This window comes from Brevibacterium marinum, assembly GCF_011927955.1.
Taxonomy (GTDB): domain Bacteria; phylum Actinomycetota; class Actinomycetes; order Actinomycetales; family Brevibacteriaceae; genus Brevibacterium; species Brevibacterium marinum.
Map to the genome: position 1 here is coordinate 344,898 of NZ_JAATJN010000001.1, position 22,352 is coordinate 367,249.

Here is a 22,352-nt window from a genome sequence, read left to right on the forward strand (position 1 = left end):
CGCGGATCACCAGTCGCCGAACATCAGTCACCGATTCTTGCCCAACGCAACGGTGAGTCCGACCTTCGGAGCGTCCATGACCACGTGGGTGTTGAAGCGGCGGACGTTGTCGTTGCCGAAGAACAGCTCGCGCGTCAGCGCCGTGTACTCCCCCATGTCCTTGACGACAAGGACGACGATGAAGTCCCATTCGCCGGCGACGTAGTAGCACTGCTGCACCTCGGGGCGAGCGGTGAGGACGGAGCTGAGCGCATCGAGCTTGTCGAGCTGCTCGCTCTCGACCGCCACCTGTGCGATGACCCTGACAGGTCGTCCGAGCTTCTCCGGCGCCACGGTCACCGCAGTGCCGGAGATGACTCCGGATTCGGTCAGCCGTTTGAGTCTGCGGTTCACCGCCGCCGTCGACAGTCCGACCCGAGCGCCCAGGGCCGATTGAGGCAGACGGGCGTCGATCTGCAGGGCATCGAGCAGTCCGATGTCGATCTCATCCAATGAGGCTTCCACTGCACCAGTGTCCGTCGCCCGGCATCTTCGCGCAATGTTTTTGCGTCAGGTCGTCCGTTTGCGTCTGACTTTGTCCATTCGCGTTGAAATGATTCACCTGGCTCCGGGAACATCGTGACATGAGCACAGATCCCGCAACGCTTGCCCTGCGCTGGCGAAGAGAGCTCCACCAGATCCCCGGAACCGAGTTCGACGTGGGCGAGACCGCCGAGTTCATCGCCCGGGTGTGCACCGACCTCGGTTGGCACGTCACCACAGGCATCGGCGGCACCGGGATCATCGCCACGCTCCGACGCGGCACGAGCACACGGTCGATCGGTCTGCGGGCAGACATGGACGGGCTGCCCATCGAGGAGGGCACCGGGGCGGACCACCGTTCCCGGAATCCGGGAGTCATGCACGCCTGCGGTCACGACGGGCACATGGCTATGGTCCTCGGCGCCGCGGCGAAGCTGACCGAGGGCGATGAGTTCGACGGCACGGTGCATCTGCTGTTCCAGCCCGCCGAAGAGCCTGGCACCGGCGCCGAGGCGATGCTGGCCGATGGTCTGCTCGAGCGCTTCCCGGTCGACGCCGTCTACGGACTCCACAACATCCCCGGTCTGCCCGCAGGAGAGATCCATGTGCGCAGCGGTGCGATCATGGCCGCCGAGGACAACTTCGAAATCCGCATCACCGGACGAGGAGGCCACGCTTCGGCCCCGCATCTCGTCATCGACCCGATGGTCATCGGCGCAGAAACCGTCCTCGCCCTGCAGTCGATCGTCGCCCGGGACGTCGACCCCCTCGATTCCGTGGTCGTCTCATGCACCGAACTCGTCACCGACGGGGCGCGGAATGCGATCCCCGACCAGGTGGTCATCCGCGGCGATGTCCGCTCCTTCTCAGATGACGACAGCACGCTCGTCGAGACCCGCATGTGGGAGATCGCCGAGGGCATCGGCATCGCTCACCGGGCCACCTGCTCGGTGACCTACAGTCGCGTGTTCCGGCCGACGATCAACGACGACACCTGCGTCGAACACATCGTCGCCGCGGCGAGCTCGGCGATCGGTGAGGACAGGGTCGACGGCTCGTGTCGGGCGATCACCGCCAGCGAGGACTTCGCGGCCTACGCCCGGGCGGTGCCGGCGGGCTTCGCGTTCCTCGGCGCCGGTGACATCGCCGCGAACGGCACGGCCCCTCTGCACAGCCGCGGCTTCGACTTCAACGACTCCGTCCTCGGCGCGGGCATCGACTTCTATGTCGAGCTCGTGCGCTCACGCCTGAGCAAAGGATCCACAGCATGACCACGTCAGACATCACGGACCCCGACTGGACGACGAACCGCCGCGACACCGCGTGGACCTGCCCCGACCAGACCGGCGAGGCGCTCGAATTCCACCGCAGCCTCGACGGATACGCGCCCACCGCGCTCATCGAACTGCCCGAGCTGGCAGTGGAGCTCGGCGTCGGGCGGGTCTTCGCCAAGGACGAATCGACCCGGCTGGGACTGCCCGCGTTCAAGGCACTCGGAGCCTCGTGGGCGGTCCATCGGGCGCTCGGACGGGCCGGGTCCGAGGAGGGAGCAACCTCGGCGGAGGTCATCACTGCCACCGATGGAAACCACGGTCGTGCCGTGGCGCGCTTTGCGCGGCTGGCCGGACGGGCGGCTCGGATCTTCGTTCCCGCCGCCGGCATCCATCCCGATGCGGTTGCCGCCATCCGCGGCGAAGGCGCCGAGGTGGTCGAGCATGCGGGCAACTATGACGAGACCGTGGTCGCCGCTGCACGGTTCGCGACCGATTCCGGCGGAGTCCTCGTCCAGGACACCGCGTGGGACGGCTACGAAGAGGTGCCCGGGTGGATCGTCGAGGGCTATTCGACGCTGTTCCAAGAGATCGATGCGCAATTGGCCGATGGGGGCCGGCGCGGTCCCGATCTTGTACTGGTGCCCACGGGCGTCGGCTCACTGCTGCAGGCCGGCCTGGCGCACTATCGCAGTGAGAGTGGCCCTCGCGGCACCGCCGTCGTCTCGGTCGAACCGGAGTCCGCTGCCTGCATGGGGCCGAGCCTGACAGCCGGGCATCCGGTCACGGTCGAGACCGGGCAGACCATCATGTCCGGACTGAATTGCGGCACACCGTCCTCGCTGGCCTGGCCGTTCATCCGTGAGGGGCTCGACGCCTCCGCAGCGGTCGGCGAACAGGAGACCATCGCAGCGGCCCACCGCTTGGCCGAGCTCGGCGTGGCCGCCGGGCCCTGTGGTGCGGCCTCGTTGGCCGGGGCACTGCTGGCGCTGACCGGTGATGGGGCGCAGTCGCGTCGCGCAGATCTGGGTGTGGGACCGGAGAGCATCATCGTGCTCACGGTCACCGAGGGGTCGGATGCCAATCCGGTGCCTGCGGGATAGGGAAAGCGCACGCACACTGTGTTCCTACTCGCACCCCTATCCGATCTCCGGGTCGGCCGGGATCCCGGTCAGCCGTGATGGTGTGAGGACTTCGTCGAGTGCATCGGCGCCGAGCACCCCCTGCTTCGTCACGAGGTCGGCGACCGTCTCGCCGGTGGCCAGAGCCTCTTTCGCCAATTTCGCAGCCGGGGCGTAGCCGATGACCGGGGCCAGTGCCGTGATCACGGTGACGGAGCGCGCGACGGTGTCCCCGAGCGTGTCACTGTTCGCGGTGATTCCGTCGACGCAGTTGACGCGCAGGGTCCGGCAGGCACGTTCGAGCCACGTCACCGACTGGAATAGTGAGTGGGCGATGATCGGTTCGAAGGCGTTGAGCTGAAGCTGCCCCGCCTCGACGGCCATCGACACTGTGACGTCGGCGCCGGCGATCGAGTACGCGACCTGGGAGACCGATTCGGGGATGACGGGATTGACCTTGCCCGGCATGATCGACGACCCGGCCTGCCGGGCGGGCAGATCGATCTCTCCGAATCCGGCCTGCGGCCCCGAGGACAGCAGGCGCAGATCGTTCGAGATCTTCGACAGCTTCAGCGCGCTGCGTTTGAGCGCACCGGAGAAGGTCACGAACACGCCTGTGTCGCTCGTCGATTCGACAAGGTCACCGGCGCTGACGAGGTCGAGCCCGGTGATCTCCCGCAGATGCCTGACGACCGCGTCCTGGTATCCGACCGGGGCGTTGATGCCTGTGCCGATGGCCGTCGCCCCCATGTTCACCTCGCCGAGGAGGGGGATCGTTTCATGGAGACGATCGACGTCCTCGAGGAGGGTCACGGAGAATGCCGTGAACTCCTGTCCCAATGTCATCGGCACCGCATCCTGCAGCTGGGTCCGGCCGACTTTGACGATGTCGGCGAATTCGCGACCTTTGGCAGCGAAGGACTCTGCCAGCAGACGCAGCTCAGCGAGCAGGTTGTCCAGCGAGAAGGCGAGCGCGATCTTGATCGCAGTGGGGTACGTGTCGTTCGTCGACTGGCTGTGGTTCGTGTGGTCGTTGGGATTGATGAACGCGTAATCGCCCTTGGGCCGACCGGCCAGTTCGAGCGCGCGGTTCGTCACGACCTCGTTGACGTTCATATTCGTCGAGGTGCCCGCCCCGCCTTGGACGACTCCGACTCTGAATTCATCGTCGAGCGCTCCGGCTCTGATCTCCTCGCAGGCTTGGCTGATGAGTGCGGCCCGCTGCTCGTCGAGGGCCCCGATCTCCAGGTTGGCTCGTGCTGCGGCCTGCTTGACGCAGGCGAAGGCGCGAACGAAGTTCGGATAGACCGAGATCGGGCGCCCGGCGATCGGAAAGTTCTCGTTCGCCCGCGCGGTGTGGACTCCCCAGTACGCGGAGGCGGGAATCTCCATGCTTCCGATGGAGTCGGTTTCGGTGCGGATGAGCTCAGCTGCGGTGCTCGTCGGCGTCATGAGACGGCGCGGGCGAGGAGTTCGCTGCGGCTCGGGGTGTAGTCGCGGTACATCCGCTGGATGCCGATCTGGTCGGCGAGGTACTTCGCGTCGTGCCACACGCCCCAGATGAAGCTCGACCCGCGTCGGGACAGCCAGGGCAGCCCGAGGAAGTACATTCCGGGGACAGGGCTGACGCCGCGCTTCTGCACTGGGTATCCGCGTTCGTCGAGGACGCCGGGGACATCGAGCCAGGAGTAGTCGACCCCGAATCCGGTCGCCCAGATCACGGTCCGGATGCCCGCGGCGGCGAGGTCGAGTTCGCGGATCGGGGCGCTGACACAGTCCGGTTCGGGACCGAGGATGTGCGCCTCGGGCTCGGGTGGCAGGTCGAGGCCGTTGCGTTCGATGTACTCATCGGCCTCACGCAGCAGCGATAGGTAGTTCTCGTCGCCGCGGGCGATGTTCCGCTGCAGGTCGTCACCGATGTGCAGGACGCCGTCGGCATAGGAATTCGCTCGGCCGAGCAGGGTGATGCCCGAGTTCGCGAGATCACGGAAGTCGACGGTGTGTCCGCCCTGCGCTCCGCTGACGGCGATCGTGACATGCTCGGCTCCGGCCGGCGGTGTGGCCATGTCCCACTTGCCCAGCACGCCGAGCCACCAGCAGAAATCGCGGCTGCGATAGGCGCGCGGCGGACGGTCGTGGGGACCGACGGCGAGGTGAACCGACCGACCCGAGCGCTGGATCTCGGCGGCGATCTGCACGCCGGACGACCCGGCACCGACGACGAGAACGCCGCCGTCGTCGAGCTGTTCGGGATTCTTGTAGTCATTCGAGTGGATCTGCGTCAATCCCGCCTCGGCAGGGATGATCTCAGGGATCCGCGGGGTCTGGAACGGCCCCGTGGCGGCGACGACGTAGTCGGCGTCGATAGCTCCGGCGTCGGTGGTCACTCGGAACCCTCGGGATCCTTCGTTCTCCGTCACCGAGGTAGCGCTGACCCCGGTGCGCACCGGGAGGTCCTTGGCCTCGACGAGGGTCTGGAAGTATTCGGCGACCTGCCCCTTCGTGGCGAAGCCGTCGGGGTCGGTGTCCGCGAACTCCTGTGTGGGGAAACGATCGTGCCAGGCGGGTCCGTTTGCGACGAGGGAGTCCCACCGGCGGGAGCGCCAGGCCTCGGCGACGCGGTCGCGTTCGAGGACGACATGGGCCACTCCCCTGTCGCTGAGATGCTCGCTCATCGCGATCCCGGCCTGGCCGCCGCCGATGACGACGACCTCGGTGGTTTCTGCGGCTGTGTTCGACATGGACACCCTTCCGTCGGTGCCGCGCGGTGGCGGCATCTGCTTCGTTGCTGGCGGGCACAACTTCAACGTTGCCCTGACGCCTTCCAGCAAACCGCAGGTGGAAGCGGCAATGCCAATAGTTCTTCACGGTGCACTGCATCTTACGAATAGATGCAATGCTTGAGCATCGATCACTTGGAGGTATCGCCCGGAAACACTTTCAGCCTGACTCGGGAGCCACCTCGGCGAGGATCTCGCGGACGACGTTAGCCACGGCAGCGGCCTTCGCCGTCTGCCCGGATCGAGCCAGGGTGGACACGGCCACGTGCAGAGTGGGGACGGGATCGGAGATCTCGAGGATCGTCGTCCGCTCTCCCGTGTAGGTCTGCCGGATGCGCGGCCGCTGATTGAGGATGGAGAAGCCGAGGCCCATGGCGACCATCGACCGCACGGTCTCGTAGCTCGAGCTGCGGTAGCGCACATGCGGGGTGATGCCGGCCAAGCGCAGCATGTTGAGGAAGTACTCGCGGCTGTCGGGCAGGTCGAGGACGACGAAGTCATCCTCGGCGAGCACGCTCAGCGAGACCTTCTTCCGACGGGCGAGACGGTGATCGGTGCCGACGATGACGTGCGGCCGTGCCTCGCCGACGATCTCGGCGCGGATGCCGTCGGATTCGGTGAGGTCGTAGTTGAGCGCGAGTTCGACTCGACCGCTGCGCAGGGCGTCGATGCTCTCCTCGTGGTCTCCCTCGACGACCTCGACGGTCAGCTCCGGGTGGCGCTCGCCCAAGCGTTGGAGCAGCTGCGGCAGCAGAAACGGTGCGATCGTCTGGAAGCAGGCGATGACGATGGTTCCGCGAACCTCGCGCTGCCCGGCCTGGATCGAGTCGACGGCGTCGGTGATCCGCCCGAAGATCTCCCGGGTCTCGTGCAGCAGGCCCTCGCCGGCCGAGGTGAGCACGAGGCCCTTCGAGTGCTGACGCACGAATAGCGGAGCCCCGAGGGCCTTCTCCAGCTGATTGATCGCCGTCGACACGGCCGACTGGGCGATGTGCAGCTCCTGGCTGGCCTCGGTCATATTGAGCGTCTTCGCGCATTCGGCGAAGTACGACAGCTGAGTGAGCGTGATCGCGAATCTCTGCACCATTGCGGCTCCCTGCGATGAAGAATCTGTTTTGTAGATGCTCTGACTAAATTATAACTATTTCACAGATGAATGGAATGTCTCGAGAATGGGTGGCAGACAACGACCGCTTCACTCGACGAGGAGACGCCGCCATGGCAGAGCCGACGCACACACGACTGAGAATGTTCAACACCAAGGACACCTATCCGGAGCAGAATCTCGACAACGATCTGTGCCAGGCCGTCGTCGCCGGCGGTGTCGTCTACCTGCGCGGACAGATCGGTCAGGACCTCGAGACCCGGGAGTCCGTGGGCATCGGCGACGTCACCGCGCAGGCGGAGCAGGCCATGGCCAATATCGCGATGCTCCTCGACGAGGCAGGCAGTCGACTCGAGGACATCGTCAAGGTCACCATCTACATCATCGATCCCCGCTACCGCGAAGACGTCTACCGCACCGTGGGCAAGTGGCTCAAGGGAGTCTTCCCTGTTTCGACCGGCATCGTCGTCCAGGCGCTGGCCCGTCCCGAGTGGCTCGTCGAGATCGATGCCACGGCCGTCATCAGCGACAAGGAGGCGTGATGACGTTTTCGCTCCTCCTCCACGATCCCGACACCGGTGAGTTCGGTGCGGCCATCGCCTCGTCCTCCCCTGCTGTCTCCGCCCGCTGCCTCAACCTGGCCGACGGCGTCGGCGGTGTGAACTCCCAGAACGTCACGGACCCTCGCCTCGGCGGCCGGATCCTCGACGAGATGGCGTCGGGAAAGCCCGCCCAGTCGGCTCTCGACACCGTCGTCGCTGCCACGGATGCCGCGTCGATCGCGTACCGTCAGCTGCTCGTCATCGACGGCAGCGGTGACACCGCCGCACACTCCGGCGCGGAGGCGCTGGGCATCTTCGGTGCCCGGACCGAGACAAACGCGGTGGCCGGGGGCAATATGCTCAAGTCGATCGGGGTCCTCGACGCCTTCATCGACACCGCTCTGAACTCGAGCGGGCGCATCGAGCATCGACTCTTCGAGGCCTTCCAAGCTGCCTTCGCCGCGGGCGGAGAGGCCGGGCCCGTGCATTCGGCAGGACTTGCGGTCGTCAGCGACGCCGGTTGGCGGGTCACCGATCTGCGCGTGGACTGGGCCGAGGACGACCCCATCTCAGAATTGGGCGAACTCCTCGACATCTGGATGCCACAGCGCGAGGACTACATCACCCGCGGCCTCGACCCCGTCGCCTCGCCCTCCTACGGTGTCCCCGGAGACGAGCGATGAGGCAGCGCACCGACGCCGAGGTGGACGCGGCAGCTGTCAGGACAGCTGCCCCTGCCGTCAAGGACTTGATCTCCGAGCGCATCGCCGAGGTGGGGTCCTCCCTCGTGAGTCTGTCGAACTCTCTTCACGACAACCCCGAGCTCGGGTGGCAGGAGTACCGCTCGGCCGCCTCGGTGGCGGGCATCCTGGCCGATCACGGCTTCTCCGTCGAACACGAATATGCAGGACTCGAGACTGCGTTCCGCGCGACATACGGCTCCGGCGAGTTCACGATCGGCTTCCTCGCCGAATACGATGCGCTTCCCGGCCTCGGGCATGCCTGCGGGCACAATCTCATCTCCGCCATGAGCGTGGGAGGAGCCATCGGACTCGCGGCTGTCGCCGATGACCTGGGTATCGGCGTCGAGGTGATCGGCACCCCCGCCGAAGAGGGCGGCGGAGGCAAGATCGAACTGCTCGACCGTGGAGCGTTCACGAACCTCGACTTCGCCCTCATGGCCCACCCCGCACCCGTCGACGTCGCCGAGGCCGAACCGTTCGCGGTCGCCCATTGGCACGTCGAATACACCGGCCGCGCGGCCCACGCCGCCGCCTACCCGGAGCGCGGAATCAACGCCAACGATGCCTTCCTCGTCGCCCAGGTGGCGCTGGGACTGCTGCGTCAGCAGCTGCCGAAGACCGTGCGCGTCCACGGCGTGATGACCAACGGCGGGGAGGCTCCGAACGCGATCCCCGCGAAGACCGAGGGCCGCTGGTATGTCCGCGCAGAGTCGACCGAAGAGCTGCTGTCAGTGGAGAAGCGCGTCGTCGACTGCTTCGAAGCCGGAGCCTTGGCCACCGGAGCCTCCCTGGCGATCACCGCGGAGAGCCGACGATATGCGGAGATGCGGACCGACGAGGAAGCCCTCGATGCCTACCGCAGCAACGCCGTGGCACTGGGTCGGAACTTCGATGTCGACCCGATCGCGGCAACGATGAACCGTGCGTCGACCGACATGGGCAATGTGTCTCAGGTCGTCAACGCGATCCACCCCTATATCGGTGTCGGCGGCGAGGCGAGCAACCACCAGGCCGCCTTCGCCGAATCCTGCGTCGGAGCGACCGCCGAACGCACACTCCTCGACGGTGCCACGGCTCTGGCTTGGACCGCCGCGGACGTGAGCGCCCGTCGCTCCTGATCCGGCGCACCGACTGACTCCGACCATCACACAAGTATCACAGCAGTTCCGCGAGGAGCTGAGGTTCCAAAGGAGGAACTCCACATGACCGGTGCACTGACCCCCGACATCGCCGCACGCACGCGGAAGAAGGGGCTGCAGAAGAGCGTGGTCGCCGGCTCCATCGGTGTGCTCGTCCACTGGTTCGATTGGGCGGTCTACGCCTATATGGCGACGACGATCGCCTCCATATTCTTCCCTGAATCGGAGGAAGCGGCGGGCCTGCTCGCCACATTTGCCGTCTTCGCGGTCTCCTTCCTCGTTCGACCGATCGGAGCGATCATCTTCGGCCGGCTCGGCGACAGGCTCGGACGCAAGCTCACTCTTTCGGTCGTCATCCTCGCGATGGCGGCCTCGACGCTCGTCCTCGGCTTGCTTCCGACCTATCAGACCATCGGCATGCTCGCGCCGATCCTCCTCATCGCCACCCGTATCGTTCAGGGTCTGGCTTCCGGCGGGGAGTTCGGCAGCGCCGCTGCGTTCCTCGGCGAGTTCTCACCGCCGAAACACCGAGGATTCGGCTGCAGCTGGCTCGAGGTCGGCTCCCTGCTCGGGTTCCTTCTCGCATCATTCGTCGTCTACCTGCTCAACCAGGCTCTGACGCCTGAACAGGTGCTTGCCTGGGGATGGAGGATCCCGTTCCTCATCACTGTGCCCCTCGGGCTCATCGGCCTGTACATCCGCCGCAAGATCGAGGACACCCCGGAATTCGAAGCGCTGCAGACGAACGAGACCGTCGCGCAGTCGCCGTTGCGCGAAATATTCAAGCGCAACCCGAAACAGTTCATTCAGACATGCGGCATGGAGATCTTCATGAATGTCACGTTCTACGTGGTTCTGACCTACCTGCTCACGTACCAGGAAACGACCCTCGGCTTCGACGCCGGACGGGCGGCATTGCTCTCCACGCTCGCCTCGGCGCTCGGTCTCATCATCGTCCCACTGGCGGGGATCGCCTCTGACCGGTTCGGACGCAAACCAGTGCTCATGACTGCTGCGGTCTCGCTCACTGTGCTCTCGGTTCCGCTGTTCATGCTCATGGGCATGGGGAGCAGCTGGGCATCCTTCGCGTCGACGTTCGGCCTGGCCTTCATACTCGCGATCATCCTCGGAACCCACGCCGCGACCGTCGTCGAACTGTTCCCGACACGCACCAGGCAGACCGGGCTCTCCATTGCCTATGCCGTGACCGCCGCTCTCTTCGCCGGCACAGCCCCTTATGCTCTGACCTGGCTCATCGACCGGACCGGAAATACGTTGAGTCCTGGATTCTTCCTTGCCGCGGTCGGCGTCGTCGGCATCGTCACCGTGGTCTCGATCCCCGAGACCAGAGCCGTCGACCTCCTCAAAGACGACGATCTCGAATCACAGGCGCCCACCTCGGCGCGCGCCTGATCGCCCGGGTGCCCCTTCGAAGCGCCGAGCGACTCAAACATCCGACCATCTGGCCGCACCCCATCACCGCACATCATTGGAGAATCATTCATGACTGACACCCTCTCCCAGCAGACCACCATCGACAGCTGGCACGACAAGGCCTCCCGACTGAGCATCGACGGGCGGCCCGTGATCAACGGTGCGCGTGTGGACGCACTCTCGGACGAAACCCATCCGAAGACGAACCCGGCGACCGGTGAGACGATCTCGCACCTCCACCTCGGCGGGCAGGGCGATGTCGACGCAGCAGTGAGTGCTGCCCGCACGGCCTATGAGGCCGGTGAGTGGTCGAGGACCTCGGCAACGCACCGTCGGGAGGTGCTGCTGCGCCTCGCCGATCTCATCGAGGCTCGCGTCGACGAATTCGCGCTGCTCGACACCCTCGACATGGGCAAACCGATCGGCGAGTCCTCGACGATCGACGCCCCGGGTGCCGCCGCGCTCTACCGCTTCTACGGGGAGGCGATCGAGAAGGCCACCGACGAAATTCCCGTCACCCCGGAAGGGTCGACCGCTCTGGTCACCCGGGAACCGCTCGGGGTCATCGGCATCATCGTGCCGTGGAACTACCCGCTGGAGATCGCGACGTGGAAGATCGCGCCGGCCCTGGCCGCGGGCAATGCGCTCGTCGTCAAACCCCCGGTGGAGGCCTCGCATTCGATCCTGCTGCTGGCCGAACTCGCCGTGGAGGCGGGCGCCCCCGCCGGCATCCTCAATGTCGTCCCCGGTCGCGGATCGGTCGTCGGCAAGGCGCTGGGCATGCACATGGACGTCGACATGCTCGGCTTCACCGGATCCACCGAGGTGGCCATGCAGCTCCAGCAGTACGCGGGGACGTCGAACATGAAGCGACTCGCGCTTGAGGCAGGCGGCAAGAGTTCGAACATCATCTTCGCCGACTGCGACGACCTCGAGGCGGCCGCGAACAAGTCGGCGTTCGGCGCCTTCTACAACCAGGGCGAGGTGTGCTCGGCGAATTCCCGCATCTTCGTCGAACGCCCCGTGTACGAGAAGTTCCTCGAGTTGCTCAAGACTGCGGCCGAGGAATTCCAGCCGGGTGACCCGCTCGATGCGGACACAGCGATCGGCTCGCTCGTCTCGGAGAAGCACGCCGACCAGGTGTGGGAATGCATCGAGGAAGCCCGGGCAGACGGCACGATCGTCAAGGGCGGCAGCCGCCCGGGCATCAACGGCTCCCGTGCCTTCATCGACCCGACCATCGTCACCGACCTCCCAGCCGACCATCGGCTGCACCAGCACGAGATCTTCGGCCCCGTCGCCCTCGTCACTCCCTTCGACACCGAAGAGGAGGCGATCGAGAAGGCCAACGGAACGCCGTACGGCCTCGCTGCGTCGATGTGGACCGGCAGCATGGCTCGTGCTCATCGTGTCTCGTCACGCCTCGTCGCCGGCACCGTGTCGGTCAACACCGTTGACGCCCTCGGATTCACCACGCCCTTCGGCGGATTCAAGCAGTCCGGTTTCGGGCGGGATCTTTCCGTGCATGCATTGGAGAACTATTCGGACTTCAAGACCACCTGGCTGCAGTGGGGGTGATGGCTCGTCCGTAAGACGGGCGGCGGAAGAGGGTCATGAGACGACCATCTGTCGCACGGAGTGACATACAGCGCTGAGGTCATGACCTGTTGCACCGGGTCATGACCTCAGCGCTTCTTGCGATCATTCGATAGATGTCATCGGCGTCGAGTGGTGTCCCACCCATGAAGTGCATACCGTATGCGTCCTCCATCGCCACGAGGTTGCTCGCCGCGGTCTCCACGGGCAGTGTCATCGGGAATACGCCGGACTCGACGCCTTCGTTGAGCACCGATTCGTAGAGCGAGACCTCAAGCCGATACAGCTCGGCCATGAGCTCTGCATGGAATGTATCCCTATAAGCGTGGGTGTGCAGCTCGTTGAGCACCTGGAAGTCGATGTCTTGCCTCGATAAGGGAATGCCGCTGCGAATCGTTCGATCGAGCTTGATGCGCGGATGCTCCCCTGCATCGGCTTGGTGCCTGCGGCTCCAATAGAAGCGCGACACAGCGTCCTGATGGACATCGCGCACCAAATCGCCGAGGTCCGGATAGTAATAGGCCACCGATCCTGCCCCCAGCTCGGAGTAGGCCGCTACATCGATGGCGCGCAGGCCGTTGACCCCCCGGTCGGCGATCGCCTGTTTTGCCGCGTGCACCAACTGTTCACGACGTGCCTTCTGATTCTTCGGTCTCGCCATGACCTAATTATCTCCTGAAGTGATCTAGACGAACACGAATCGGTATGGCGAAAATGCCGCCTGCCTCTGTCATTCATCATTCTTCCGTGCAATTCTTTTGGGTGTAGCCCAAAGAATACAAGAGACGCCCACTCACAAGGAGGTGGATGGTGTCTTCACACGAAGAGACGACCGCATACGCGGACGAACAGAAGCAGCATCTGAAGAAGACCCTTGGCCGATTCGACATCGTGCTCATCGTCATGTCGGCTGTGCTCAGCATCGAGGTTCTCGCCGAGACGGCGGGTTTCGGCGCAGAGACCTTCACCTGGACCCTGGTGCTCGCGATCTTCTTCCTCGTGCCCTACGCCCTGATCTTCGCCGAGACCGGCAGCACCTTCGTCGGCGAAGGCGGAGCCTACATCTGGGTCCGGCAGGCCTTCGGGCGGCCCTTCGGCGCAATCGCATCGATCCTCAGCTGGGTCACTCAGCCCGTCTGGGTAGGCGGGTCGATGGCGTTCCTCGCCACCGGCACCTGGAACCAGTTCATCAGTCCGCTCGAAGCGGGATCGGTCGGCGACTGGATCTTCAAGATCGTCTTCATCTGGATCACGGTGATCGCGGCGATCCTGTCGCTGGCGAAGGCAAAATGGCTGCCGACTCTCGGCGGCGTCCTGAAGGTCATCTTCATCGCCTTCTTCCTGTTCACCACGATCATCTACGCGATCGAGCATGGCGTGCAGCCGCTGCATCTCTCCGATTTCAGCCCCACGCTCGGCGGCTTCCTCGGCCTCGTTCCGCTGCTGCTGTTCTCGTACCTCGGATTCGAGGCATCGAACAGCGCATCGGATGAGATGAAGGACCCGAAGAAGGACATCCCGGCCGCGATTGCACGCTCGGGCTTCGTCTCCGCGCTCTGCTACGTTCTGCCGGTGCTGGCCATGCTGCTTGTGCTGCCGACTCAGACCATCACCGGAATCGGCGGTCTGCTCGACGCTGTGAAGACCGTGTTCGCCGTCTACGGTCCCGCGGCAGACGTGATGGTCGTGCTCGCGGCCATGATGTTCGTCATCATCCTCGCGTCCCAGGGCGCTGCTTGGATGATCATGAGCGATCGTATGCAGGCGCTCACCGCTGCCGACGGCGCGTTCTTCGGTGGGTTCTTCGGAAAGATCTCGCGGAGCCTCGGGACTCCGGTCAATGTGAATCTGCTCTCCGGCGTCGTTGCCACGGTGTTCCTCATCGCAGCGATGCAGCTCAGCGGTGACGCCGGGGCACTCTTCGGAGTGGTTCTGTCGATCTCGATCTCAACCTTCCTGCTCAGCTACCTACTCATCATCCCGGCAGCGATCAAGCTGAGGTGGAAGCACCCGAACATCGAGCGTCCTTTCCGCGTCCCGGTCGACAACGCCGGCTTCACCGTCCTCGGCGGAATTGCCTTCCTCTGGATCCTGCTCGGCGCCTGGGTGGCGATCTTCCCTGGCACGCTCGAACGGTTCTTCGGTCTCGACTACGACTTCAAGGACGAATGGGGCGTCGACCAGGGCCCGTTCACCGCTCTCACCCTCGGCACGCTCATCATGCTCGCCGCTCTCGCGCTCGTCGGCTACCTGCGCGGCCACAAGATACGCGAGGTGCGCCCGGCTCTCGACCCCAAGGCCCTGCAAGCAGGCCTCGACGACAATCTCACAACTCAGGAAGGTGTCTGACCCATCATGACCACGACTTCAACTATGCCGACTGCTTCGTCCGCTTCGACCGCGTCGCACCCGCTCGACCGCCTGACCGGAGACGAGATCGAGCTCAATCGCGCCATCATCGTCGACGCAGGACACGTCACCGAGAACACGATCTTCGCTCTGGTCAGCCTCGTCGAGCCGAACAAGCGCGACGTCATCGCCGGAACCCCCGACCTCGACCGCAACGTGCGATCCGTCCTCGTCGAGCGCGGCTCCGGCGAGCAGACCGAAGTCCTCGTGTCGCTGATCGAACGCAGGGTCTTGCTTGCGCGTGTGCTCGATGTCGCGGCCGAGGGCCAGGCACCGATCACGATGACCGAGTACGAGGACGCCGAACAGATGATCAGGAACGACGCGACCTGGCGGACTGCCGTGGAGGCGCGCGGCATCACCGATATCGAGACCGTCCGCATCTGTGCCTTGTCTGCCGGCTGCTTCGATATTCCCGGTGAAGCGGGCCGTCGCCTCGTGAGAGGTTCGTCCTTCATCCAGTCGGATCCGCAGGACAACGCCTGGGCGCACCCGCTCGAGGGACTCGTCGCCTACCTCGATCTCAACACCGGCGAGGTCATCGAGGTTGTCGACACCGACATAGTCCCCGTGCCCAAGGAACGCTTCGACTACCACCTCGACTCGTGGCTGCCCGAACCTCGCACTACACAGAAGCCGATCGAAATCACCCAGCCCGAAGGAACCAGCTTCACCCTCGACGGAGACGTGCTCAGTTGGGAGAAGTGGCAGGTGCGCCTCGGCTTCGATCCCGTCGAGGGCCTGGTCCTCCACCAGATCGGCTACGACGACAACGGCAAACAGCGCCCCATCGTCTACCGCGCCTCCGTCGCCGAAATGGTCGTCCCTTACGGCGATCCGAGTCCGGTGCGCTTCTGGCAGAACTACTTCGACGCCGGCGAGTACTCGATGGGCAAGAGCGCGAACTCGCTCGAGCTCGGCTGCGACTGCCTCGGCGAGATCCATTACTCCGATGCCGTCCTAGCCGACGAGCAAGGACGCGCACACACGATCAAGAACGCCATCTGCATCCACGAGGAGGATGCGGGCATCCTGTTCAAGCACACCGATGAGTTCACCGGTGCCTCCGACGTGCGCCGCAACCGCCGCATCGTCATCTCCTTCTTCATCACCGTCGGCAACTATGACTACGGCTTCTACTGGTACCTCTACCTCGACGGCACGATCGAGCTCGAATGCAAGGCCACCGGTATCGTCTACACCGCAGCGTACGGCGATGAGGCTCAGCGTCGGCGCTGGTCGTCCCCGCTCGGTGACGAAGGCCTCGGCATGCCCTTCCACCAGCACATGTTCTGCGCCCGACTCGACATGCAGGTCGACGGCATCGAGAACGCGGTCGACGAACAGGAAGTCGTGCGTGTGCCCTTCGGCGATGACAACCCGTACGGGAATGCGTTCACCCGCAAGCTGACCCGCCTCACCCAGGAAGGCGGCAGGCTCGCCAATGGTGAAGCAGGACGGGTGTGGCACATCGTCAACCCGGAGAAGCAGAACCGTCATGGGTTCCCCGTCGGTTATCAGCTGCACATGCCCGATGAGCCGACGATGATGGCCGCCGAGGGTTCGTCGATCTCGAAGCGTGCCGGATTCGGGTCGAAGCATGTGTGGCTGACGCAATTCGATGAGAACGAGCGCTTCCCGTCGGGTACCTACCCGAACCAGAACCCGGGGCAGGGCACGATCACCCAATGGGTCGAGCAGCAACGCCCCGTCGACGGTGACGACATCGTCCTCTGGTGCTCGTTCGCCATGACGCACTTCCCGCGACCCGAGGACTGGCCGATCATGCCTGTCGACCGCCTCGGATTCTCAATGAAGCCCTATGGCTTCTTCGACCAGAACCCTGCGCTCGACGTGCCGCGGCCCAAGTCGGGCCACTGTGCACCAGAGGCCGGCAACTCCTGCGAGTGCGACTGAGCACTTACGACGGGGGCGGTGCTCGGACGCAATAGCTCGAACACCGCCCCTTCCCGCACTCTCACATCTACGAGGTTGTCCGCCTGGACGCGTGGACGTCCAATGCCCAAAGGAGGGCGAACTCCACATGACCGCTATCGCATCGATCCTCATGGTCGCCGCTGCGATTCCCTGCGTCATCAGCGCCGCCACGTCGCGGAGTCGGCTGGCGATCGCCGCGTCCTCGGTGATGCTGCTGGCCATGGTGGACCTGGCCTTCGTCGGCGCTCTGCCACCCGTCCTCTGGTCGGGACTGCTGCTCCTGGCCGGGTTGAGCGTCGCAGCGAGGCTCAGGTCCAGGTTGAAGGCGGAGTCGATGTCGCAGTCGGTGACCGTCTCACCTGAGAAGGCTCTCGTCACCACCAACGCCGCGCACTCCCCCGCCACTGAACACCGTGATCAGACCGCCGAGTCATCGTCGATGGAGCGCCCAGCCGAGTGGCACAAGGCTCCCCTGATCCCAAATGTGGGAAGAACGTCCGCGATCCTATCCGCGGTCGCCTATCCGATCATGGCGTGGCAGGTTCTCAACCATGGGGCACACCATGCTGCGAGTTCAGGCGCCGGCGCGCACGCTGCACATCAGCACCACGGACACAGCTTCGACGGGTCTTTGGTCAGCGGCGTCATCACCCTGAGCGTGATCGTCGTATCGCTGCTCCTCACGCTCTGCGCGGTGCAGTCTCTCGCACGCAAACGTCCGGGGCTGATGCTCGAGTCTTTGGGCATGGCCACGATGCTGCTGGTCATGCAGTTCATGCACTGACTCAGACCCAAACTGACCCCGCCGAGGTGGTCCGACGAGTCATATCGTCGGACCGCCTCGGCGCTCATTGTCGCACTTCTCGCTCAGCCGACCGCGAAGTAGTACGAGGAATGTGCCTTACAGCCAGGGTTGAACGAAGCAGTGCACTCCGGGCACGCATCCACTCCCTGATACGTCTCGACCGTCAGCTCCGTCCAACAGTTTCCACAGAGGATGGCCTTCTGATGCCAGCGCGCACGAGGCCATTGCTGTGGTGGGTGGTCGGTGCATTCGGAATGACACAGATGGCACGGGTAGTACCGGCCGCAGCATGCGAAGCGGATGGCGATGATGTCGAGCTCGGTCGAATAATGCTCACAGCGCGTGTGGCCATCGACCGTCTTGCCGAAGACCTGCGGTATTGCCGTCATTGTCTCTGCCATCCGTCCGGGCGGGTTATCTCTCGGTTCCCAGACTAGTCTGCGGCGGATCCGTCCTGATGACAGGTACCAATAGCTCGTCGTCGGCCGGAGGAGGAATCAAGCCCGCTGGTAAACAACCACTCCCGCGGAGACCGTTGTTTCGACGACGATATCTCCCAGGTCCACCGAATCAACCTCAAACGGGTCCCGGTCGAGGATTGCGAAATCCGCTGACTTGCCGACCTCGACGCTGCCGGACACGTCGTCATAACCATTGGCATAAGCGGCATCGAGCGTGTACCCACGCAGCGCCTGCCCGACGGTGATCTTCTCCTCGCCGAGCAGCGGCTCGTTCTGTGCGACATCGTCCTGGCCGTGGGGATCGTTGTGCGGTGCCGTCCGGTTGACTGCCACGTGCATACCCCAGATCGGATCGGGGCTCGAGACCGGCCAATCACTGCCGAAGGAGAGCCGGACCCCGGCATCGCGCATTGAGGCGAAGATGAAATGGTGGGACTGCTGATCCTCCTGGAGCAGCGGCAGTTTGGTGTCGACGAGGACGGAGTCACGCCTGGCCCACAAGGGTTGCACATTGGCGATGATTCCGGCCTCGGCCATCCGGGCCAGCTCGGCGGGGTCGGCAATGTCGAGGTGGGCAACCTGGTGGCGGCGCTCCGGCGAGGGTCCATCATTCTGGGTGAGTGCGTCGACAGCGAGCTTGAGCGCCTGGTCACCCACGGCATGGATGTGGACGTCGAAGTCGTTGGCTTCAAGACCGCTGACGATCTCCTTGAGCTCCGCGGCGTCGAACATCAGCAATCCATGTTCGTGATCGTGACCGCGGTAGGAGCGTTTGAGAGCACCGGTGAGATTCTCACACACACCGTCGAGCATGATCTTGACGACCGTGGCCTGCAGACCGCCTCGGCGACGATCACCGTCGACCCCCTGGATCGCGGCTCGTCGTTCCTTGATTGTCTCGATCTGCTGGGCATAGGGCACGGCACGGTCCCACCACAGGGCGGCCGTGACCTTGCTGACGAAACCGCCGTTCTCAGCAATCGAAACGTACGGGTGGAAGGAGTCATGCGGGGAGCCGGTGAGGACTCCGACGCCGGCGTCCTGCCAGCCGACGACCCCTAGCGAATGGAAGTACTTCTGTGAGTTGCGCAGTGCCCGTTCCACGTCTGCCGAGGTGACTGACGGAAACAGCCCCGTCACGAGTTCCGCTGCGGATTCGAACAGTAGCCCTGTCGGGTTGCCGTCGGTGTCCTTGACGATGCGCCCTCCATCGGGATCTGGTGTCTTCCGGGTGATTCCGGCGACCTCGAGGGCGCGAGTGTTGACCCAGGTGCCGTGAGCGTCGTGGCTGGTAAAGGCGGCAGGACGGTCGCTGACGACGGAGTCGAGGTCGCGGCGATGAGGAAAGCCATCGGTGAACACATCCCCGTACCAGCCGGACCCGAGCACCCACTTGTCGTCCGGGTGCTCCTCGGCGTACTCGGCAATGCGATCGAGATAGGGCTGGTAGCCGTGGATGTTGTCGAGGTTGCATTCCGCCATGCCCAACCCACCGAGGACGGGGTGGGCGTGAGAGTCATGGAATCCTGGGATGAGGGTGCGACCGGACAGGTCGACCACCTCGGTGGCGGCGCCGGTCACCGCTGCACAGTCGGTCTCCCCCATAGCGATGATCGTTCCGTCGTGGATGGCGACGGCGTCTGCGGTGGGCCTCGTGGGATCCATGGTGTGGATGGTTCCGCCTCGGTAGACACGGTCGGCAGTCGGCATGGGCACTCCTTGGTGGTGGGGCGGGTGGAAAACGGACGGTCAGGCGACGCCGAGGCGGCGCAGTGGGCTTCGGATTGCGAAGAGGAAGACGGCTGTGAGCAGACTGATCACGGTCATCAGGGCAAAGAACCCGACTTCGTTGGAGGCGGAATACAGCTGCCCCATGAAACCCGACAGGCTGGCACCGGCGGCTGTGGTCAGCCCCCACAGGGCCATCATCTGAGAATTGAAGGCGACCGGGGACAGCTGAGAGGCCATAGACATACCGATCGGGGCGTACATCACTTCGGTGATGCCCATGACGAACATGCCGGCGATGACGACCGCGAGCGGAATCAGCCCGGAGAAGATCAATGGGAAGATTGCGAAGAGCCCAAACGTCAGAGTCATCAGCACGAAGCCGAATGCGAGCTTCGAGGTCGTGCTCGGCACGCGACGGTTGGGTCGGTTCGCCAGCTTCTGCCCGTATGCGGCGATGATCGGCCCAGCAATGATGCCGGCGATGACTTCGAAGGTGCTGATATAGGCGGCGGGCATCGAGTAGCTGCCGATATTCAACTCCACCCGTGAATCGGCATAGACGGCGAATGTGGTGAACAGCTGAAGGATCATCGTCCAGAAGATCGCGCCGGTGATGAAGAGCGGGATGAAGGCTTTGACCTTCATCCGCTCGTCCGCGGTCACGTTCTTTGATCGCAGCATGGTCACGAAATACACCACGGCAATGATGAGGATCGTACCGAGCACGTAGTTGTTGAGATTTCCAGTCGACATGAGCCCTGTGCTGGCTAGCACGGCGACGAGGGCAGCCACTGCGACGCCGAATCCTGCAGCTTTCCACTTACCCGGCGAACTCACCGGATTCGGGACGATCCGTGCTTCCGCGGGCACGGTGTTGCGGCCGAGGAAATAGGTGACGAGCCCGATTGCCATGCCGACTGCAGCAGCACCGAAACCGTAATGGAATCCGAGTTCAACCTGGAGATACCCCGTGGCCAGGGGGCCGAATAGCGCACCGACGAGGATGCCGGTGTAGAAGATCGCATACCCCGCATCCCGCCGAGGTGACTGTTCCTTGTAGAGGCGACCGACCATGGCATAAGCGTTTGGTGTCAGGGCACCGGTGCCGACGGTGATGAGTGCCAACCCAATGAGAAGACCAGGGATGCCCGGGATTACTGCGAGGCCGATATGCCCAAACATGATGATGACGCCTCCTGCCATCACCATGGTCCGTGCCGGCACCAGCCGGTCGGCGAACCATGCACCGAGAGGTTGCCCGAGGTAGACAGCACCGCCATAGGCACCAGTGATCGCCAATGCTTCACCTTCAGTCAGGCCCAGGCCCCCGTCGCCGGCGGAGTAGTAGATGTAATAGGCGAGGATCACCTGGAGTCCATAGAAGCTGAAGCGCTCCCACATTTCGATCGACGAGAGGGTGAAGAGTCCGATCGGTTGCGTTCGCTGCGCGGTACTCGTATCCGCCGAGCTGGCCGGTTCCGCGGGGTCGTCAATCTGAGATTTGGACATGACTTCCTCGGCATGTTGGGTGCTGTGTTGAGCTGGAGATTCAGTGTGGATGGGCAGTGCGAGAAACTCGCCTGCCGTCTGGCTGAAGTGGTGTTTCGAGCCTAATGACGTCGCTTGATCGATTCCAATAGTCGTTCTGGATGCCCTCTGTCTGATTTTCAGATCGGCAATGACCCGGGGTGGCAGAATTGTCTTCATGACATCCCCTGATGACCTCGTCCACCCCTTCGCCGAGGTGGCCCTGACTAACATCACCCGTGAGTATCCGTTCGCCGCCCACCATGTCGCGCGCGGCCTGGCCGACATCGTGCCGGCCAGTGAGAAGAACCCGGCCTTCGCAAATTCCTTCGACTGGCACTCGAGCGTGCACATGCACTACCTGTTGGCATCGCTTCTGGGCACCGATGCGGCCCGTCGTGCGGAATGGCGCGACGAAGCCATCGAGATCCTCGCCTCCCACCTCAGCGAGCCGAACATGCGCGCCGAGGCGGACTTTCTCCGTGACAATCCAAGCTGGGAGCGGCCATATGGTTGGGCGTGGGCGGTCGAACTCAATCGAGTTCTCCACGCCAGTGAGATCGCTGAGCTGCGAGCGCTTGGCAAGAATACCCAGGTCCTCGCCGACGCCGTCTTCGACCTGGTGCTCGAATGGCTGCCGAAGGTCGCCGAGCCGGTGCGCCACGGGGTGCACTCGAACACGGCGTTCGCACTGCGTCGCATCCTTATCGGCGCCCGCACCCTTGACCGACGTGATGTCGTCGCCGCCATCGCCGAGGCTGCCCACCGTTTCTATGTCGAGGACGAAGTGTGGAACTTCCGTCAGGAGCGCAGCGGCCACGACTTCCTCTCCCCCGGACTGTGCGAAGCCGACCTCATGACCGAGGTTCTCATGGAAGACGAGCTGGCAACATGGTTGCCGGACTTCCTTTCCGAGCTGTCCACTGAATCGCCGGCGCTGACCCCGCTGAAGGTTCTCGACCCCGTCGATGGACAGCAGAGCCACCTCTACGGTCTCGGCCTGTCGGTGGCAGCATCGGTCATGAGATTGGCACCACGTTTGCAACGCATCAGTGGGGAGCAGGACGGCGTTGAGCTTGCCGACCAAGCGAAAGGAATGATGAGTCGGGTCGACGTGCTCTTGTCACCTGGACTGGATGCATCAGTGTCCGACGAGTACATGTCCTCGCACTGGCTGGCCACGTTCGCCTGGGAGGCGCTGCAGCTCCGTGCCTCCGCCGCCATGTGA

At 64.2% G+C, this 22,352-nt stretch carries 19 protein-coding genes; 11 read left to right on the forward strand and 8 right to left on the reverse strand.

What is annotated here, in order from left to right:
- Positions 1-27: 27 nt before the first annotated feature.
- Positions 28-504, reverse strand: a complete 477-nt coding sequence (locus BKA07_RS01480) for an Lrp/AsnC ligand binding domain-containing protein (RefSeq protein WP_167949328.1) — start codon at positions 502-504, stop codon at positions 28-30.
- 119 nt (positions 505-623) lie between these two features.
- On the opposite strand from BKA07_RS01480, the gene BKA07_RS01485 reads away from it, so the two are divergent.
- The gene (locus BKA07_RS01485) at positions 624-1,793 is read left to right on the forward strand and encodes an amidohydrolase (protein WP_167949329.1); all 1,170 of its coding nucleotides are present in this window, start codon (positions 624-626) and stop codon (positions 1,791-1,793) included.
- Positions 1,790-2,896: a diaminopropionate ammonia-lyase gene (locus BKA07_RS01490; RefSeq protein ID WP_167949330.1), complete on the forward strand. Its 1,107-nt coding sequence runs from the start codon at positions 1,790-1,792 to the stop codon at positions 2,894-2,896. Before BKA07_RS01485 ends, BKA07_RS01490 begins: the two co-directional genes overlap by 4 nt.
- A gap of 36 nt (positions 2,897-2,932) precedes the next feature.
- Here BKA07_RS01490 and BKA07_RS01495 read toward each other — a convergent pair whose 3' ends face one another.
- From BKA07_RS01495 to BKA07_RS01505, 3 genes are all read right to left on the reverse strand, one after another.
- Positions 2,933-4,366, reverse strand: a complete 1,434-nt coding sequence (locus BKA07_RS01495; protein ID WP_167949331.1) for an aspartate ammonia-lyase — start codon at positions 4,364-4,366, stop codon at positions 2,933-2,935.
- Entirely contained in the window at positions 4,363-5,655 is a 1,293-nt protein-coding gene (locus BKA07_RS01500; protein WP_167949332.1) for a flavin-containing monooxygenase, read from the reverse strand. Before BKA07_RS01500 ends, BKA07_RS01495 begins: the two co-directional genes overlap by 4 nt.
- A 199-nt stretch (positions 5,656-5,854) precedes the next feature.
- The gene (locus tag BKA07_RS01505; protein WP_167949333.1) at positions 5,855-6,781 is read right to left on the reverse strand and encodes a LysR substrate-binding domain-containing protein; all 927 of its coding nucleotides are present in this window, start codon (positions 6,779-6,781) and stop codon (positions 5,855-5,857) included.
- A gap of 131 nt (positions 6,782-6,912) precedes the next feature.
- Between BKA07_RS01505 and BKA07_RS01510 the strand changes: the two genes are divergently transcribed.
- From BKA07_RS01510 to BKA07_RS01530, 5 genes are all read left to right on the forward strand, one after another.
- Positions 6,913-7,341 carry a RidA family protein gene (locus BKA07_RS01510; protein ID WP_167949334.1) on the forward strand — a complete coding sequence of 143 codons (429 nt, stop codon included), beginning with the start codon at positions 6,913-6,915 and terminating at the stop codon, positions 7,339-7,341.
- On the forward strand, positions 7,341-8,024 hold the full coding sequence (locus BKA07_RS01515) for a DUF1028 domain-containing protein (protein ID WP_167949335.1): 684 nt from the start codon (positions 7,341-7,343) through the stop codon (positions 8,022-8,024). Before BKA07_RS01510 ends, BKA07_RS01515 begins: the two co-directional genes overlap by 1 nt.
- Positions 8,021-9,202: a M20 family metallopeptidase gene (locus tag BKA07_RS01520; RefSeq protein ID WP_167949336.1), complete on the forward strand. Its 1,182-nt coding sequence runs from the start codon at positions 8,021-8,023 to the stop codon at positions 9,200-9,202. Before BKA07_RS01515 ends, BKA07_RS01520 begins: the two co-directional genes overlap by 4 nt.
- Positions 9,203-9,286: 84 nt before the next feature.
- On the forward strand, positions 9,287-10,636 hold the full coding sequence (locus BKA07_RS01525; protein ID WP_167949337.1) for an MFS transporter: 1,350 nt from the start codon (positions 9,287-9,289) through the stop codon (positions 10,634-10,636).
- A 90-nt stretch (positions 10,637-10,726) separates the two neighbouring features.
- Positions 10,727-12,235 (forward strand): aldehyde dehydrogenase family protein, encoded by a 1,509-nt coding sequence (locus BKA07_RS01530; protein WP_167949338.1) that lies wholly within the window; start codon positions 10,727-10,729, stop codon positions 12,233-12,235.
- 79 nt (positions 12,236-12,314) lie between these two features.
- Here BKA07_RS01530 and BKA07_RS01535 read toward each other — a convergent pair whose 3' ends face one another.
- Positions 12,315-12,914 carry a TetR/AcrR family transcriptional regulator gene (locus BKA07_RS01535; protein WP_167949339.1) on the reverse strand — a complete coding sequence of 200 codons (600 nt, stop codon included), beginning with the start codon at positions 12,912-12,914 and terminating at the stop codon, positions 12,315-12,317.
- Between the two features lie 146 nt (positions 12,915-13,060).
- Here BKA07_RS01535 and BKA07_RS01540 point away from each other — a divergent pair, with 146 nt between their 5' ends.
- The 3 genes from BKA07_RS01540 (at position 13,061) to BKA07_RS01550 (ending at position 17,384) form a co-directional block, all read left to right on the forward strand.
- A complete protein-coding gene (locus BKA07_RS01540; RefSeq protein WP_167949340.1) occupies positions 13,061-14,602 on the forward strand; it encodes an APC family permease in 1,542 nt (513 codons plus the stop codon).
- A gap of 6 nt (positions 14,603-14,608) precedes the next feature.
- Positions 14,609-16,579, forward strand: a complete 1,971-nt coding sequence (locus tag BKA07_RS01545; protein WP_167949341.1) for a primary-amine oxidase — start codon at positions 14,609-14,611, stop codon at positions 16,577-16,579.
- A gap of 127 nt (positions 16,580-16,706) precedes the next feature.
- On the forward strand, positions 16,707-17,384 hold the full coding sequence (locus BKA07_RS01550; RefSeq protein WP_167949342.1) for a hypothetical protein: 678 nt from the start codon (positions 16,707-16,709) through the stop codon (positions 17,382-17,384).
- An 83-nt stretch (positions 17,385-17,467) separates the two neighbouring features.
- On the opposite strand, the gene BKA07_RS01555 is transcribed toward BKA07_RS01550, so the two are convergent.
- The 3 genes from BKA07_RS01555 to BKA07_RS01565 all read right to left on the reverse strand — a co-directional run bounded on the left by BKA07_RS01555 (position 17,468) and on the right by BKA07_RS01565 (position 21,106).
- A complete protein-coding gene (locus tag BKA07_RS01555) occupies positions 17,468-17,806 on the reverse strand; it encodes a CHY zinc finger protein (RefSeq protein WP_342448957.1) in 339 nt (112 codons plus the stop codon).
- A 96-nt stretch (positions 17,807-17,902) separates the two neighbouring features.
- On the reverse strand, positions 17,903-19,576 hold the full coding sequence (locus BKA07_RS01560) for an amidohydrolase (RefSeq protein WP_167949344.1): 1,674 nt from the start codon (positions 19,574-19,576) through the stop codon (positions 17,903-17,905).
- Between the two features lie 39 nt (positions 19,577-19,615).
- On the reverse strand, positions 19,616-21,106 hold the full coding sequence (locus tag BKA07_RS01565) for a peptide MFS transporter (RefSeq protein WP_167949345.1): 1,491 nt from the start codon (positions 21,104-21,106) through the stop codon (positions 19,616-19,618).
- A gap of 196 nt (positions 21,107-21,302) precedes the next feature.
- Between BKA07_RS01565 and BKA07_RS01570 the strand changes: the two genes are divergently transcribed.
- Positions 21,303-22,352, forward strand: a complete 1,050-nt coding sequence (locus tag BKA07_RS01570; RefSeq protein ID WP_167949346.1) for a DUF2891 family protein — start codon at positions 21,303-21,305, stop codon at positions 22,350-22,352.